The 16757-nt window shown below is 43.9% G+C and carries 15 protein-coding genes, 1 tRNA gene and 1 rRNA gene; 12 read left to right on the top strand and 5 right to left on the bottom strand.

Features of this window, described 5'->3' with window-relative positions; translation table 11 throughout:
* Window positions 1-39 precede the first annotated feature (39 nt).
* Window positions 40-489: a DNA polymerase III subunit chi gene (locus tag R7Q38_RS17565; protein ID WP_031777270.1), complete on the bottom strand. Its 450-nt coding sequence runs from the start codon at window positions 487-489 to the stop codon at window positions 40-42.
* A 115-nt stretch (window positions 490-604) separates the two neighbouring features.
* Window positions 605-2113 (bottom strand): leucyl aminopeptidase, encoded by a 1509-nt coding sequence (gene pepA / locus R7Q38_RS17560; RefSeq protein WP_005381073.1) that lies wholly within the window; start codon window positions 2111-2113, stop codon window positions 605-607.
* A gap of 200 nt (window positions 2114-2313) precedes the next feature.
* On the opposite strand from pepA, the gene lptF reads away from it, so the two are divergent.
* The gene (lptF, locus tag R7Q38_RS17555; protein ID WP_005381072.1) at window positions 2314-3414 is read left to right on the top strand and encodes an LPS export ABC transporter permease LptF; all 1101 of its coding nucleotides are present in this window, start codon (window positions 2314-2316) and stop codon (window positions 3412-3414) included.
* A 3-nt stretch (window positions 3415-3417) separates the two neighbouring features.
* On the top strand, window positions 3418-4488 hold the full coding sequence (gene lptG / locus R7Q38_RS17550) for an LPS export ABC transporter permease LptG (RefSeq protein WP_005381071.1): 1071 nt from the start codon (window positions 3418-3420) through the stop codon (window positions 4486-4488).
* Window positions 4489-4575: 87 nt separating this feature from the next.
* Here the strand turns inward: lptG and R7Q38_RS17545 are convergent, their stop codons facing one another.
* Both R7Q38_RS17545 and R7Q38_RS17540 read right to left on the bottom strand, forming a co-directional pair.
* Entirely contained in the window at window positions 4576-5055 is a 480-nt protein-coding gene (locus tag R7Q38_RS17545) for an RDD family protein (protein WP_005381070.1), read from the bottom strand.
* Window positions 5056-5239: 184 nt separating this feature from the next.
* Window positions 5240-6508: a DUF2254 domain-containing protein gene (locus R7Q38_RS17540; RefSeq protein ID WP_262591872.1), complete on the bottom strand. Its 1269-nt coding sequence runs from the start codon at window positions 6506-6508 to the stop codon at window positions 5240-5242.
* A 227-nt stretch (window positions 6509-6735) separates the two neighbouring features.
* Between R7Q38_RS17540 and R7Q38_RS17535 the strand changes: the two genes are divergently transcribed.
* Window positions 6736-7401: an SDR family NAD(P)-dependent oxidoreductase gene (locus R7Q38_RS17535; protein WP_213886858.1), complete on the top strand. Its 666-nt coding sequence runs from the start codon at window positions 6736-6738 to the stop codon at window positions 7399-7401.
* 190 nt (window positions 7402-7591) lie between these two features.
* Window positions 7592-7676 (top strand) — tRNA-Leu (locus R7Q38_RS17530).
* 247 nt (window positions 7677-7923) lie between these two features.
* Here R7Q38_RS17530 and R7Q38_RS17525 read toward each other — a convergent pair.
* Window positions 7924-9207, bottom strand: a complete 1284-nt coding sequence (locus R7Q38_RS17525; protein WP_151514326.1) for a carbohydrate-binding protein — start codon at window positions 9205-9207, stop codon at window positions 7924-7926.
* A gap of 247 nt (window positions 9208-9454) precedes the next feature.
* On the opposite strand from R7Q38_RS17525, the gene R7Q38_RS17520 reads away from it, so the two are divergent.
* From R7Q38_RS17520 to R7Q38_RS17485, 8 genes are all read left to right on the top strand, one after another.
* Window positions 9455-9760 carry a PTS sugar transporter subunit IIB gene (locus tag R7Q38_RS17520; RefSeq protein WP_025767645.1) on the top strand — a complete coding sequence of 102 codons (306 nt, stop codon included), beginning with the start codon at window positions 9455-9457 and terminating at the stop codon, window positions 9758-9760.
* 87 nt (window positions 9761-9847) lie between these two features.
* On the top strand, window positions 9848-11182 hold the full coding sequence (locus R7Q38_RS17515) for a PTS sugar transporter subunit IIC (protein WP_005381064.1): 1335 nt from the start codon (window positions 9848-9850) through the stop codon (window positions 11180-11182).
* Window positions 11183-11233: 51 nt separating this feature from the next.
* The gene (locus R7Q38_RS17510; protein ID WP_031777269.1) at window positions 11234-11545 is read left to right on the top strand and encodes a PTS lactose/cellobiose transporter subunit IIA; all 312 of its coding nucleotides are present in this window, start codon (window positions 11234-11236) and stop codon (window positions 11543-11545) included.
* Between the two features lie 12 nt (window positions 11546-11557).
* On the top strand, window positions 11558-12880 hold the full coding sequence (locus tag R7Q38_RS17505) for a 6-phospho-beta-glucosidase (protein ID WP_054579417.1): 1323 nt from the start codon (window positions 11558-11560) through the stop codon (window positions 12878-12880).
* Between the two features lie 18 nt (window positions 12881-12898).
* Entirely contained in the window at window positions 12899-13654 is a 756-nt protein-coding gene (gene chbG, locus R7Q38_RS17500) for a chitin disaccharide deacetylase (RefSeq protein ID WP_238843939.1), read from the top strand.
* Between the two features lie 104 nt (window positions 13655-13758).
* Window positions 13759-14757 carry a LacI family DNA-binding transcriptional regulator gene (locus R7Q38_RS17495; RefSeq protein WP_005381031.1) on the top strand — a complete coding sequence of 333 codons (999 nt, stop codon included), beginning with the start codon at window positions 13759-13761 and terminating at the stop codon, window positions 14755-14757.
* Between the two features lie 130 nt (window positions 14758-14887).
* Window positions 14888-16141, top strand: a complete 1254-nt coding sequence (locus tag R7Q38_RS17490; RefSeq protein ID WP_005381029.1) for an HD-GYP domain-containing protein — start codon at window positions 14888-14890, stop codon at window positions 16139-16141.
* Window positions 16142-16690: 549 nt separating this feature from the next.
* Window positions 16691-16757: ribosomal RNA gene (locus R7Q38_RS17485) — 16S ribosomal RNA — on the top strand; the annotation flags it as partial.

Raw genomic sequence — 16757 nt, 5'->3', positions numbered from 1 at the left:
GGATCTTAACAAGATCGCCTTAACTATAAGGATTGACCGTTAAGGATATTGAATTTCGATCGTTTGCAGCTGGTAACCTGCTTGACGGTAAATTTTATATCTTTCTCTTGCGAGTTGTTTAGCTTTTTCTTCGCAGGGCACGAAGTCTACCACTTGAGCAAACTTGTTCGCAAAGGTTGTCTCATTTTCCGCCAAATTAATTACCAGCTGACGGTTCCAATTAGGTTTTACACCTTCATGGCCGATTTCAATGTTGGTGGCGTATTTCGGTCCCTCGCCTACGAGGTTATGTGCCATGAACTTGTCTGCATCAACTTGCCAAAAGGCTTCAGCGAGCTGCTCGGCGTGTGGTTTGTCTTGGCAGTTTAAATACACTTTAGCGCCTTGGCGAGCAAAGTGCTGAGCCAAAAACACGATGTATTCTTCAAAGCCAGCCACCGTTGCTTGCGGGCTCTCTTCGTTAATGATGTAGAAGGTTGCAGTTTGCATCATTCTCTCACTTGCCTTGGGTCTCTTCCTAAGACCATCTTAAGTCCCACTTTCATTTTAGAAAATTAGGATAATAAAAAAGGGCCTTGCGGCCCTTTTCGATTTTGTTCAGAAATTACTCTTCTGTCTCTTGGCCGCTGCGGTTCAAAAGGAATTGGACAAGCATTGAGACAGGACGGCCCGTTGAGCCTTTCGCTGCGCCTGATTTCCACGCGGTACCTGCGATATCGACGTGTGCCCAGTTGTACTTCTTCGCGAACTTAGATAAGAAGCAACCCGCAGTAATTGTGCCACCAGGGCGACCACCAATGTTTGCCATATCCGCAAACGGGCTTTTCAACTGTTCGTGGTACTCGTCTGCCATTGGTAGACGCCATGCACGGTCACTCGCTTGCTCAGAAGCGTTTACTAGCTCATGAGAAAGAGGGTTGTGGTTAGAGATTACGCCGCTGATATGGTGGCCTAGTGCGATAACACAAGCACCAGTTAGCGTTGCAACGTCAACCACGCAGTCTGGTTCGAAACGCTCTACGTAAGTCAGTGCGTCACAAAGAACAAGACGGCCTTCAGCATCCGTGTTCAGAACTTCTACAGTTTGACCAGACATGGTCGTTAGGATGTCACCTGGACGGTAAGCGTTGCTGCCAGGCATGTTTTCACAGCCCGCTAGAACACCAATAACGTTGATTGGTAGGTTTAGCTTCGCTAGCGCTTTCATTGTACCGAATACCGATGCCGCACCACACATGTCGTACTTCATCTCATCCATACCTTCGCCCGGCTTTAGAGAGATACCGCCTGAGTCGAAGGTTAGACCTTTACCTACGAGCACAATCGGTTTTGCATCTGAGTCAGGGTTACCTTTGTACTCGATGATAGACATCATAGATTCGTTTTTAGAACCACGGCCTACTGCTAGGTAAGAGGTCATACCCAGTTTTTCCATCTCTTGCTCACCAATGATTTTGGTGGTTACGGTTTCGTAATCGTCCGCTAGACGACGAGCTTGAGAAGCAAGGTAAGCTGGATTAGCTACGTTTGGCGGCATGTTGCCAAGGTCTTTTGAGGCTTTGACACCTGATGCGATAGCAAGACCATGAGTGATTGCTTTTTCACCCAAGTTCAATTCACGACGCGTTGGTACGTTGAAAACAAGCTTGCGCAGTGGGCGGCGAGTCTCAGGTTTCACGCTCTTGAATTGATTAAATGTGTATAGACCATCTTTAGTCGCTTCTACAGCCTGGCGCACTTTCCAGTATGTATCACGACCCTTAACATGCAGTTCAGTTAGGAAACATACCGCTTCCATTGAGCCTGTCTCGTTAAGTGTGCTGATCGTCTTTTGAATGATTTCCTTGTACTGGCGCTCGCCAAGTTCACGCTCTTTGCCGCAACCGACAAGTAAAACGCGCTCTGACAAAACACCTGGTACTTGATGCAGTAGCAGCATCTGACCAGGTTTACCCTCTAGATCACCACGGCGAAGTAGTGAACTGATGTAACCGTCACTGATTTTATCAAGTTGTTCGGCTACTGGAGAAAGGCGACGTGGTTCAAACACACCAACAACGATACATGCGCTACGTTGTTTCTCTGGACTGCCACTTTTTACACTGAACTCCATGCGTACTCCTACATCCTGAAGACAAATTGCTCTAAATGTTAGATAATGATCGCTTACTTGTTGAATTTTAGCTCCAGGCTTACATGCAGAGCTGATTAAGCGACTAACATCTAGTTTATAATTTTTAAAAAAATAAATGGTTCAACGGGAAACTATAGTGATTCGACCAAAAAAACAAGTTTTGTATAGGTAATTTCAGCGTGATTATTGTTAGATATTTGATCCGCGAAACACTCAAGAGCCAATTTGCGATTTTTTTCGTACTTTTTTTGGTGTTTGTAAGCCAGAAATTCATAAGTGTTCTTGCTGATGCTTCTGACGGGGATATTCCTGCTGGATTGATTTTCTCGATTGTTGGTTTGAACATGCCAGCAATGGGTCTGTTAATGCTGCCTTTAAGTCTGTATATCGGCATATTGATCACATTTGGTCGTCTGTATGCAGAGAGCGAAATTGTCGTAATGAACGCGACAGGAATTGGTAATAAATTCTTGGTTCAAGCGGCCTTATACCTAGCGTTGATTACTTCAGCGGTGGCGGCTTTCAATGCGTTGTGGCTATCGCCGTGGTCTCAAGACCGCGTTGAGCAGCTTTATGAGCAGGTAGCGTCAGAAAACAGCGTTGACCTACTTAAAAAAGGTCAGTTCCAAGGTACACCAGACGGTTCATCGGTTGTGTTCATCGATGACATTAAAGACAATACCTTGAGCAACGTTTTTGTTGCGCAGATGCGCCCTCGAGATTCGGTGTTACCGAGTGTGATGTTCTCATCTTCTGGTGAGGTAAAAGAGCTTTCGGACGGTCGTCAGATCATCACTATGAAAGAAGGTACGCGTTATGAAGGTGTGCCTACTCGCGTTGAATATATGATCACGAAATTCGATGAATACGAAGGTGTTATCGGCCAACGTGAGGTCAAAAAGAAAGGGCGAGACTGGGAAGCATACCCAACGGTTGACTTGATAGGTCACCCAGATCCAGAGGCGCAAGCGGAGCTACAATGGCGAATTTCGTTATTTGTGTGTATTCCACTCTTAACAATGCTCGTTATTCCTTTGTCTGCGGTGAATCCGCGTCAGGGACGGTTTGCCAAAATGGGGCCTGCGATTCTGATCTACCTAGCGTATTTCTTGGCGATCAGTGCAACCAAATCTGCATTAGAAGATGGTGACATCCCGGCTGCTATTGGTATGTGGCCAATCAATGCGATGTTGCTGATTGTTGCTATCATGGCGAATATGATGGACAGCGTTGCTGCTAGACGAATAAAAGACAAATTCCGCAAGAAGAGGCTCGCGTAAGCTGTGTTCAAAATCTTAGACCTTTACATCGGTAGAACCATCATCTCTACCACTGCCTTGGTTTTAGCGACGTTTGTTGGCTTATCGGGCATCATCAAATATGTAGAACAGCTACGTAAAGTAGGGCGAGGTGTGTACGACCTCACTCATGCGTTGTACTTTGTGTTACTCAGTGTGCCGCGTGATATCGAAATGTTCTTTCCAATGGCGGCATTACTCGGTGCCCTGATCGGCTTAGGTATGTTGGCTTCAAGCTCTGAGCTGGTGGTGATGCAAGCTGCTGGTTTCTCTAAGCTGGATATCGGGTTATCGGTACTAAAAACGGCCGTCCCGCTCATGATTGTCGTTATGGCGTTAGGTCAATGGGGCGCTCCTGAGGCCCAGAAGATGGCCCGTGACTTACGTGCGTTTGCGATATCAGGTGGTAGCATTGTGTCTGTGCGCTCAGGTGTGTGGGCTCGTGACGCAAACGACTTTATCTTTATAGGTAAAGTCGAAGACGACAAGCTTTATGCTTTAAATATGTGGCGTTTTGATGATGATAAGAATCTACAAAAAGTTATTTTCGCCGAAGAAGTCGACTACCAACAAGATAACAACTGGCTGATGCGCTACGTACAAATTACGGACATGGAAAATGAAAACGTAATTTCGAAGCAAGACATCGAACAGATGGAGTGGCACACCTCTTTGGCACCAGATAAGCTAGCCGTGGTGACCGTGAAGCCAGAAGAACTGTCACTGAGCGGTTTGTATGATTATGTGACTTACCTAAAAGCATCGGAACAAGATGCATCTCGCTATGAGTTGGCGTTTTGGCGTAAGTTGACTCAGCCGCTTTCAATTGCTGTGATGATGTTAATGGCGCTATCTTTTGTTTTCGGGCCACTCAGAAGCGTGACCATGGGGGCAAGGGTATTGTCGGGCGTGGTTGCCGGGTTTACTTTTTACATATCCAGTGAGTTCTTTGGCCCATTAAGCTTGGTGTATGGCATATCCCCAGTGTTTGGTGCTTTGGCCCCGAGTTTGGTGTTCTTAGCTATTGCGATTGCACTGCTACGAAGAAAGCTATAACTGAAGCATCATCGAATAAACCAAGTTTTACCGAACCAAATGTAAAAGGAAGGCATTACGCCTTCCTTTTTTGTGTTCCTAGACAAGTTAATTTGCCTTAGGTAATACAACAACCTCTGTTTTGGCCCAAATGTCGTGGAAACCACGTTTCTTCGGATCAATCGGTACAGTCAGATTTGCCAAGCCAAAGCCAGATGTCGAAATACGAATTAGAGCTTGAGTTACCGTAATTGGTGCACCGTCTTTGGCATTGCGAACTCGAAGCTTCCAAGCGCGCATCCCAAGAGTTTGTCCTGCTCGCGTCCAGAAGAACACAAAGAAATATATCCACACACCCGCAAGATAAAGTGTAAATAGAGGGCTCAATACAGGGTGCTTTCCGAGCATATCTGCGGCATCAGCGTACTCGCCATAGCTCAACAATCCTGCTGCATTTAGTGCAAACACAACGGCCATAACAATACCAGCGGCCATCATTTCAATTGCGATAATAATCAATGTGTCGTAAATCAACGCTGCAAGTCGACGAAAGAGACCAGCAGGTGGAAGAGTTGTAGACGTTGTCATTATTCCATCACTTACCTTAAAAATTGTGCGTCAGAATATAGATTCCCTCACCAAGAGAAAAGAGACCTAACGCACAGAGTCTTTAATTGTGTATAAACGAAGAGACTTTTCTGCCCTACGTTATCAGCACATGTCATGATACACGAGGCCGTGCAGCAATATGTTTCAACTGAATTCGACTCTCTTAACCATTGGCTTTTTGGTCTGTGACCAGATTAGATAGCTGAGAGAGTTGGTGTTTCTCATCTTCGGTATAATGTTGGCTTAATGAAAGCTCTAAAGCTTTTTCTGACAGCTTGATTGCTGGTGACAAAAATAACTTAGGGTGCATACTAGAGAGAGCTAGCAAGGCCTTTTGTAGGCGAATCTGTATTTGGAGTTGCGCTGCACCATCGTGTGCTATCGGCAAAAAGACATCATCAAACAAATCCTGGCAGCTCAATGCGGGCACAAATAGTCTAGGATATCGAGTTTTGGTAGGCGGCTCACTGAGTAGGTCTCCCCATAATGAAAGTGATCGTACAGAACGCCCAAGAACGTCAATCGCGGTGCCATTATCATTTACAGCCGGAGATAGTGCTCGTGAGGCGATTTCCGCCATAACGACTAAACCAAAGCGAGGGTCCTGATCATATGAACGCTCCGTTCGAATCGTGAAGGCTGCCGTTACTTCGCTTTCGTCTGGCAACTCTCCACAAACCCAAGCCAATGGTTGACCTACGTACACAAAACTTCCCGGTTGTCGCTCAAGGTAGATGGTGCATTGGTTTGCTTCAGCAATACTATCGAGGTGATGCATATCAACATGCTGTAAGTAGCCAATTTCTTGGCTCAAAATAGGTTTACTTCCTCTGGGCTTATGCTCTGGGTGGCTCCATGGGTGGGCACCTAGCCAGCGCTCTTTACCCCGTTTTCTTATCGCATCTAACAAGGCTTGCTCTACGTATGAAGTGGTTTCACTGACCCTTCCTAGTACGGAAAGGTGCTGAATCCAACGTAGCAGAGTGAGTATGATCATCACGATTACGGCGATAGTCACGATGAATAGATAAATTTGTGCTTGTTGATGATAGGCCCCAATACCTAGCGCGATAATTCCTACCAAACTAAATAGAAAAGAGCCAAGAAAGGTTGCTAAGGCATTTTGTGTTGTGCTGTCTTCCATCAACAGTTTTGTCGCTCGCGGCGTTACCCCTGCACTAGCGGCACTGTACGCTGAGACCATAATATTGAGAGAGAATGTAGTCACTGCAAGCATGGAGGTTGCGAGGATATTTAATATGTTGTTCAACAAATCCTTGCTGACGTTGATGGCAGGGGGCAGAGTAATGAACTGGTTTAAAACAATCGACATTAAGGCGGTAGCAACAGCTAGTAATGCGTAGAGTGACGTCCGGACCCACAGTTTTCGTGTCATCTGTTTCAGTAACCACTGCCATTTTGACCCAGTCATTCTTTGCTCCTATTCAGTTCTCACTAGAAAGTCGATAGAAAATTCAGAAAGTTATTCTTGCTTAAGCATAGGTTAAATGCCCGTCGTTCTGCTTGATATTTCATGCATCACGAAAGTAAGAAAGCTGCTTGCTTCAAAGAATGGTGCTCTTGAGGTGTGAATTACCACGATTCTGTTACCTTAATTGATAGATGAATTAAAAGTATGTGATTGAAAAGAGGTAGCGCATGATTGTAATTACAGGTGCAAGTAGCGGCTTAGGGGCGGAACTAGCAAAGCGTTATGATGCGGAAGGCAAAGAGACGTATGTAATAGGAAGAAATACAGAAAAACTATCCGCACTAGCAAAACAACTCTCTCATAACGTTGGTTATCAAGCTTGCAACCTCTCATTGCACCAAAATGTGAAACAGCTCTTTGATGGGGTGAAACAGTCCCCTGAAATGGTCATTCATAGTGCGGGAAGTGGTTATTTTGGCTTACTGGAAGAGCAGGAGCCGGAAGAGATTCAAAAGTTGATTGATAACAACCTGAATTCTGCGATTCATGTGTTAAGAGAGTTAGTAAAGCGTTACAAAGATCATCCAATAAAAGTGGTCATGATCATGTCTACAGCCGCGCAACAACCTAAAGCGCAAGAGTCTACGTATTGTGCAGTGAAATGGGCCGTCAAAGGATTAATTGAGTCGGTTCGTTTGGAGCTAAAAGGAAAACCTATGAAAATCATCGCGGTTTATCCTGGTGGAATGGATACGGAATTCTGGAAAACAAGCGGCAATACGATGGACACGAGTCACTTCATGCAAGCAGAAGATGCCGCAGAGATGCTCCATAATGCGTTGTCGAGCATTGGGAATGGTTATGTTTCTGATATTACAGTGAATAGAACTTAAAAAGAGTTTCGTATACTCATTTTCATCTGGAAGAGTAGTAGAAAATGGAGCGTACGTTTCTTATGAGTACAGCTTTGTCACACTTTGTGGCGAAATTATCAGCAAACGATAGTTATTTAAGGTATTTCTGCTTGCGCAGGTCAAAAGCTTACGTATAATGCCAACCATCAAAGGGCAATAGCCCAAAGATGCCGGTGTGGTGAAATTGGTATACACGACGGATTCAAAATCCGTTGCCTTCGGGCGTGGCGGTTCAAGTCCGCCCACCGGTACCATACATAGAAAGGTCGCTTTTATAGCGGCCTTTCGTCGTTTTAGGTGTTCGTAAATATCAAAAGAAAGTTAGCGTTGCCTTCGCGGTGGCGGCAGGAATGCCAGTCCAATCAACTCCGTCCACCGGTACCATATTTTAAGACAGAGCCTCGATGAAAGTCGGGGCTTTGTTGTATCTGGATCTTCAAAACAAAAAAGCGCGAGGGGTATGCCTCGCGCAAACTACTACATGGTGATAGTAGGAACAGCCTATAGAGCTGTGAACAAGGTATTTTGAGTGTTCGGAGTCCAGTCTGCTTGGGACACGTGCGGTACATCAACTAGATAACGCAAACCTTGATAAGTCACCACATCACCTTGTTTATAGGAAACATTCTGAGTCCAGTTAGTGGCTGGGTCTGCATTTGTCCAGAGGCTAGAGGTTGGAGACGGTGCCCAATCTTGTTGTGCAGCATGGTTTGTTACAGCCTGGTATACAGTACCTAGGTGTAAGACGTAATCGCCAGCGTCGTAGTTATGACCAACTTGCCAGTTCGGTGTGTAGTTATCCATTGTGTCGAAGTCATAACCCGCTTGTTTTGCTAACTGTATAAACTTAGCGAGCTTAGGTAGGTTTTGCGTTGCACCCATGCCACGCTTACCATCTTCAAATAGGAACTCGTGAGTTAATACGATAACTTTATCGGCGTGTAAAGGTGTACCACATGGGAACTCTTGAGCTTTGGAGTTGATCGGGTTAATCGTTGTTGGTGCACAAGTGTTTAACGCGGAATCCACATATCCAAGAAATGCTTCTGCTTCTGTAAGGCTGTTTGCTGGCATTTCAATGCCCCAATTTTCAGGTGCCCAGTCCACATCCCAACCATGAGTTTGATAGCCGTTATTCGCTAGGATATTTTGAACCTCGATAGCTGCTTTTACACTGTTGGATGGGTTGGATGTATCGCATACATATCCTGGTTCCCAAGGTTTCAGGTCATCAGACGTGGCACATAACCCATCTGCTTTGAAGTCTTTCGTCACTCGCCAACCGTTGGTGTAGGGCAGTCTAGCAAATTCTGTTGCCTTGTAGTTCGGGTAGCTTGTAATGTTCGGCAAATACTTTGCTAACACAGATAAGTTTTCCGTAAACATTGAGGCATCGTAAACAGGGTCTTGATACGAGTTAAGCTGGTGGTCCCCGGTCGCATTACACTCCGCAGCACTGTTCGGTCCAAACTCATCCACGCAGTTGTGCACCATGTGATCGTAACTGTGGTTCGCAACAATATGACCAGTGTCTAATGCGAGCTTTAAGGCTTCTAGGGAACGGTCTTCATTCTCATCACCAATTCCATCTAAATGCCAAGCATTAAAGTAAAACGTCGCTTTGATATCTTCCTGGTTAAGTACTTGAATAACGTCAATAGATGCATTGATTGGTCCATCATCAAACGTTAGATAAATTGTGCCTTTAGAGTCGGTTTGAGCAAATGAGTGTTGTGATAGTGCGGCACTTACAAGCGTTGCAATAGCCAATTTATTAAATTTCATTCTCTATTCCTTTTAAGAAATTAATAACGACGTTGTCAGTAGTAAAATATTGATAACTTGAAACTTAATGTGATGTCTTAAATTATTTTATGACTTTTATCCTAGACCTAAATAATTACAAAAAAATAGGTGGTATTTTCTAAATTGGGATTGTGTTCACGAATAATGCAACCGGTTGCGCTTTTTTGTCTTGGTTATTTTTGCTACAGTTTTTGCAGGTTGAAATTTACACAACGGGAGTAAGGCTATGAAAAAGATCCTTTTATGCTGTAGCGCAGGGATGTCCACCAGTATGCTTGTTAAGAAAATGGAGCAAGCTGCTGAAAATAAAGGTATTGAGTGCAAAATTGATGCAATGTCAGTGAATGCGTTTGAAGATGCAATTAAAGAGTACGATGTTTGTCTTCTCGGGCCTCAAGTACGCTTTCAGCTAGAAGAGCTAAGAAAAACGGCGCAAGAGCATGGTAAAAACATTGATGCTATTTCTCCTCAGCATTATGGAATGATGAAGGGAGAAGAAGTACTAGAGCAAGCATTAGAATTAATTAACTAAACTATAGTTTTAAATTAAAAAGATAACTGTACATCAAATATAAATATTTGATGCGGGATTCTTTTGCCTAAAATAAGGATGGATTCTATGAAGCTTTATGACGCAATTATAGGCGCAGTCGAAAAGCATATAGCCCCTATAGCAGCTAAAGTGGGGAATCAGCCCCATGTTCGCGCAATGAGAGACGGTTTTATTGTCGCAATGCCGTTTATTATTGTCGGTAGTTTCATTTTGATTTTTGCATTCCCCCCATTTGCCGAAGATACAACCTTTACTTTTGGTCGAATTTGGCTCGATTTCGCCACTACACATTTTGATACCATAATGATGCCCTACAACATGTCGATGGGGATCATGACCATTTTTGTTTCGCTGGGCGTTGCTTATAGTTTAGCGAAGGCTTACAAGATGGATGGGATCACGAGTGCTGTATTGTCACTAATGTCTTTTTTACTCATTGCGGCCCCAGCTAAAGATGGCGCGTTGTCTATGTCTCACATGGGCGGAACCGGGATCTTCACCGCAGTGATGTGTGCATTTTTCTCGGTGGAGCTCTACCGTTTTATGAAAAAGCACAATATTACGATTCGCATGCCAGAGCAGGTGCCACCGGCGATTGCGCGATCATTTGAAGTATTGCTACCAGTCTTAGCGATATTCATTACCTTATATCCACTTAGCCTTTTCGTACAAACCCAGTACGACATGCTGATTCCAGATGCTGTTATGGCGATCTTTAAACCGCTAATTAGTGCGTCTAACTCATTGCCTGCCATTATTGGCGCTTTATTGCTTTGCCAGCTGCTTTGGTTTGCGGGTATTCATGGTGCTGCAATTGTTGTTGGACTGCTTTCTCCAATCTTTTTGACCAACATTGGTGCCAACATTGAAGCCTTTGTTGCAGGTGAACCGATTCCAAACGTATTTACTCAACCGTTCTGGGATTTTTACATCTTTATTGGCGGCTCTGGTGCAACACTTGCTCTTGTTATGCTGATGTCGTTTAGCCGTTCTGTTCACCTTAAGAGCATTGGTCGAATGAGTGCGGTGCCTGGCTTTTTCCAAATCAACGAACCTGTGATCTTCGGTAGCCCAGTTGTGATGAACCCGACCTTGTTTATCCCGTTCGTCTTCGCTCCAGTCATCAACGCTACGATTGCGTATTTTGCTGTGCATGTCGGCTTTGTGGGTATGGGTGTCGCTACAACACCTTGGACAACACCGGCACTGATAGGTGCTTCGTGGGGTAGCGGTTGGACCTTTGCGCCAGTATTGCTCGTCATTGGTTTATTAATTCTTGATCTAATCATCTACTTCCCATTCTTCAAAATGTTTGAGAAGCAAATGTTGGAGCAAGAACTACCAACGACGAAGGAAACTAAAGGTGACACGCAGCCGTCAGGCGAAGGCGTTACTGCTTAACTGTGCTTAATGGGCCGCAATTACCGCGGCCCGATTTTCGGAGAGAAAATGATGGAACAAGAATTGGTTGTAATGGAGATCATTTGCAATGCTGGTGAAGCCAGAAGTTTAAGCTACGAGGCATTGCGTTTATCTCGAGAACAAGATTTTGAAGCGGCTGATGAGAAGCTCTCTCAAGCAAGAGAGTGCATTAATAAAGCCCACTTAATACAGACTCAGCTTATTGAAGAAGATCAGGGAGAAGGGAAAGTCCCGATGACGTTAGTGATGGTGCATGCTCAAGATCACCTAATGACTACGATTTTGGCTCAAGAGATGGCTGTAGAAATCGTCGCACTGAACAAAAAAATCTCGAACAAATAAAGGGGGATGAAAATGTCTAGAGAGGCGATCAAACTTGCAATTATTGGCGGTGGTAGTAGCTATACCCCGGAATTGGTTGAAGGGGTTATTAAGCGCTTAGAATATTTACCCGTTAGGAAGATTCATTTTGTGGACATTGAGTCAGGAGCTGAGAAGCTTGAGATCATCAAAGGATTGGCTCAGCGAATGGTCGATAAAGCCGGAGCAAAAATTGAGATAAAAGCCAGTTTCGATCGCCGTGCTGCGATAAAAGATGCGGATTTTGTGATGACGCAGTTTCGTGTTGGTGGCCTTGCTGCTCGCGCTAATGATGAGCGAATCCCAATCAAGTACGACGTCATCGGCCAAGAAACAACGGGCCCTGGTGGTTTTGCTAAAGCACTGCGAACCATTCCGGTCATTCTTGATATCTGTAAAGACATTGAAGAGTTGGCTCCAAACGCATGGATGCTCAATTTCACCAACCCAGCGGGTTTAGTTTCCGAAGCGGTCAGTAAGTACACCAAAGTAAAAAGTATTGGTTTATGCAATGTGCCCGTTTCAATGGAAATGATGATTGCAGAAATGATGGAGTGCGAGCCAAAAGAGCTACAACTTGAGTTTGCTGGGTTAAACCATCTCGTGTGGGTACACAAAGCATGGCTCAATGGGGAAGATATTACTCAAACGGTATTAGAGAAAGTTGGTGATGGTGCCAACTTCAGTATGAAGAATATCTGGGAAGAGCCGTGGGATCCGGCATTTCTAAAAGCACTGGGGGCGATACCATGTCCTTATCATCGTTACTTCTACCAAACTGATGCCATGCTTGCTGAAGAGAAACAAAGTGCCGATGAAAAAGGCACTCGTGCTGAGCAGGTAATGGAAACAGAAAATGCGCTATTTAAGCTCTATCAAGATCCTACCCTCGATCATAAGCCGAAAGAGTTAGAGGAGCGGGGTGGTGCTTATTATTCTGATGCATCACTGAACCTAGTTGATTCAATTTATAACAATCGTAATAGTATTCATGTTGTTAACGTTTTAAATAATGGAGCGATCAACGGCCTACCTGACGATGCTGTGATTGAATGTAGTGCCGTGATTGGTAGCTGGGGGGCGAAACCTCTTGCGGTTGGCGAGTTGTCAAACAATATCAAAGGATTACTCCATCAAGTTAAAGCGTATGAGCAGCTAACAATAGAAGCTGCTGTCGAAGGTAATTATGACAAGGCGCTTATGGCATTAACCAATAACCCATTGGTGCCTGACATTGGCCGCGCCAAGTCAATCCTGGATGATATTCTGGCGGTGAACGCTCCGTATTTACCTCAATTTAAACTAACGACGTTGTAAGACTAAGGAAGGGCGCCGATGAAAGTCATTTTTAATGCTGATGATTTTGGTTTAACGAGAGGTGTAAATAACGGCATCGTTAAAGCTCACCAGCAAGGTGTGGTTCATTCAACCACCATGATGGTGGGTATGGATGCTGAGCAACATGCCTTAGAACTAGCTCGCCATAATCCAGACTTGAAAGTTGGCGTTCATCTTAGGTTTACAGCAGGTGTGCCTATAACGAAGCATCGTAACTTGACTAACGGCCGAGCGCACTTTATCAACTATGACGAACTTTGGAGTAAGCAGGACTTCGAAACTCAGGTCGTTTATGATGAAGCAAAAGCTCAGGTGGAACATTTTTTATCGCTTGGGTTAGAGCTAAGCCACTTAGATAGCCATCATCACGCGCATACTCACCCTCAAATTTTGCCCGTTATTAAAGAAGTAGCGAATGAATACCGAGTGCCACTGCGGGGCACTGGCTTGTGTCAAGAATCGATGACAATCAGGTATATCTTTACTGATGAGTTTTATGATCAAAAAGTGAGCTTGGATGGCTTAATGGCACATCTATTGAGCTTAAAAGCTGACTATGACTTGGTTGAGGTGATGTGCCACCCGGCAGAGGCCGATCAGGCGCTTATCTTAAAGAGTGGTTATGCGCTTCAGCGAGAGCTAGAGTTACAAGTTCTTACCTCTCCCATTTTAAAAGAACAGTTAGCTCATCATGGTATAACTGTCACGGATTACTCTGAGCTTGTTTCTACCAATCAAATGGTCAGTGTATGATTAAAGGCTGCCAGCTTCGCCCCCTATAGCACCTTACGAATTGCTGGCAGCCGTTCTATACAAACGAATATTTAATAACAATTGCAGTTGGACCCAATAGCATTATGGCAAGGATTAAAGATGTAGCCGAACTCGCCGGTGTAAATCGCTCTACCGTTTCTCGAATTATTAATGGAGAGGGGAAATTTCGCGAGGAAACTCGAAAAAAAGTAGAGCAAGCTATGGCGCAATTGAATTATCGTCCCAGTGCAATTGCTCGTTCACTCGCAACCTCATCCAGTAATATGGTTGGGTTATTGGTGACTTACTATACGGGGGGCTTCTTTGGCGAGATGATGGAGCAGGTTCAGACCGAGCTGGATATTCATAAGAAGTTTTTGATTACAGCTCAAGGCCATCATTCTGCACAAGGTGAAAAAGAGGCAATTCAGCGTTTTAATGATTTACGTTGTGACGGCTATGTACTTCATAGTCGTTATTTGTCAGATGATGACTTACGTGAATTAGCTAAACAGCCAACACCTTTCGTTCTCCTGGATCGCTACGTGGAAGGAATAGAGGAGCGTTGTGTTACCTTTAACCATCATCACGCAAGCCGTATTGCCGTTGAGCACCTTTTAGCTGGTGGTCATCGAAAGATTGCTTGTATTGCCGGTCCATCCCAACGTCATAACAGTGTATTGAGAAAGCTTGGGTATATTGATGCAATGAAGGATGCTGGTATAGATATTGATGAAAGCTGGTGTGAAGAAGGGAATTATGGTCGGCAAAGTGGTTATGATGCAATGGCTGCAATTTTACAACGACACCCTGATGTGACGGCTGTCTTTTCGTGCAGTGAAGAAATGACGGTTGGCGCAATGCAGTACTTACACGAGCACAGTATTTCTGTACCAGAGCAAATCTCATTAACTAGCTTTGACAGTGTTGATCTTTGTGAAAGTCTTTACCCTACAGTATCAGCAGTGCACTTTCCTATCAGTGACATGGCCCGTGTAGCGGTACAAACGTTAATGGGGCTAGTCAAAGATCAAGAAGTAATAGACAAGCCAGTGTTCGAGGCCAAGCTTAAAATACGCAAAGCAGATCGCTCCTTAAAGTAGCTTACTTCTATCTAATTAAGTGAGTCGCTTAGAAATAACGGTTTGATGTTTTGATAGTTACTGATGAATTTATTCACAAAATTTACTAGTATTCTAACTCTCTTAAGAAATATAAATCAGTAGTGAATAAGTGGCAGCCATTAAACTAACGGTCGATCGTATTCAACCCGGATTACATATCCGTCTTCCGCTAAAGTGGAACGATCACCCCTTTCTACTCAATAGCTTTAAGATTAAAGACCAAGAGCAAGTCGAGATGATTCGCCACCTCGGCGTAAAGTTCGTTTACTTTAATCCAGAGCAAAGCGATGCCGTTCCACTCCCTGTTGATCAAAGACAAGCTGACAGAGTAACAAATGAAGCGTCGTTAGATCATGAAACTCAAAAAATGTGGCAAGAAAAACAGAACCGCATAGAAAAGTTAAGTGCATACCGTCGACGCGTGATTCAGTGTGAAAAAGAGTTTGAGCGCTCTCTGGCACGTATGCGTTCAGTCATGACTAAAATCCGTAACCGTCCGACAGCAGCAGTTGATGAAGCAAAGCTTCTTATTGAAGATATCGTCGAGAAGTTAATGTGCGATGATAATGTTACGTTACATCTGATGAACGGAAAAAATGAGTTTGAAGATATTTATTTCCACTCATTGAACGTGGCTGTTATCTCGATGATGATTGGCCGTGCTAAAGGGTACTCAGCAGCACAGTTGAAAGAGCTTTCCTTCTCCGCACTATTCCATGATATCGGGAAAATAAAAATCCCGACTGCAATATTAAGAAAGCAGCTACCTCTAACAGAGCCAGAAACCAACTACTTAAAGTTGCACACTAAATATGGCGTCGATCTTGCGAGTCAAATCGAGGCTTTTCCCGAAGTCGCGAGAATTGTGATCGCGCAGCACCATGAGCTAAGAGATGGATCTGGTTATCCTAAAGGCCTGAAAGGAGATGAGATCAACGAGTTTGCTCAAATTATTGCTGTAGCCAATGCGTTTGATAACTTGTGTCATACACCAATAGTCTCAGACCAAAAGATTCCTTATACCGCACTCTCTCATTTATATAAGAACTGTAAACACCTATATAAAGAAGAGAACCTGAACATCCTAATTAAGTTTATGGGCGTGTTTCCTCCGGGTACCGTAGTTCAGCTTTCTAATAATATGGTCGGCCTGGTTATCTCAGTGAATGCATCGCATTTATTATTCCCGAATGTCTTGGTTTACGATCCATCAGTACCAAGGACGCAAGCGCCAATCATTGATCTTGCCTCAAAAGATATAAAGATAGTTAACGCGATTCATCCGTCAAAATTACCGGATAAAGTAAAAGAGTATCTAAATCCGCGTTCGCGTATTTCTTATTTCTTTGATAGTGATGAGTAGTTATCCACAGCTTTTTGTGGGTAAATTGTATAAATCCTGAGTGTTATTTCTGGGTAATTTTAGGGTTGGATGGAAAGTATCCATTTGGCATGTTTTTTTAGAAAAAATGCACTTTTAGTATTGCCAAAGAAAATCTTCTCCCTATAATGCGCATCCATCGACACGGCAGACGTCACAAGGCTTCAGCAGGGTCGAAGAGGTAAAAAGCTTCTACAAAAAATTAGTTTAAAAAAGTGTTTGACACTAACAACTAAATCGCTAGAATGCACCTCCGCTTTGAGAGAAAAACTTCTCGTAAAGCAAGCTCTTTAACAATATAGACCTATCAATCTGTGTGGGCACTCGTTGATGATAATCCAATTAGATATTTCTTTCTTAACGGAAAGCGGTATCAAATTAGGTTTCAATGAAACGAAGTGACCATTCGAATTGGGAAGCAGCCTTGAGCTGTTTTGTTTTACTTTTTCAAAAGTGAAAACCAATAAGAGCACAGTCAATTCAAACATTACTTTATGTAATGTTCAGTATTCATTGAGCCGACAAAATCTTAAATTGAAGAGTTTGATCATGGCTCAGATTGAACGCTGGCGGCAGGCCTAACACATGCAAGTCGAGC

The organism is Vibrio sp. Vb0598 (assembly GCF_033338935.1).
GTDB lineage: Bacteria > Pseudomonadota > Gammaproteobacteria > Enterobacterales > Vibrionaceae > Vibrio > Vibrio alginolyticus.
Note: the sequence above shows the minus strand (reverse complement) of the source record. Positions and strands in the feature narration are given on the sequence as shown.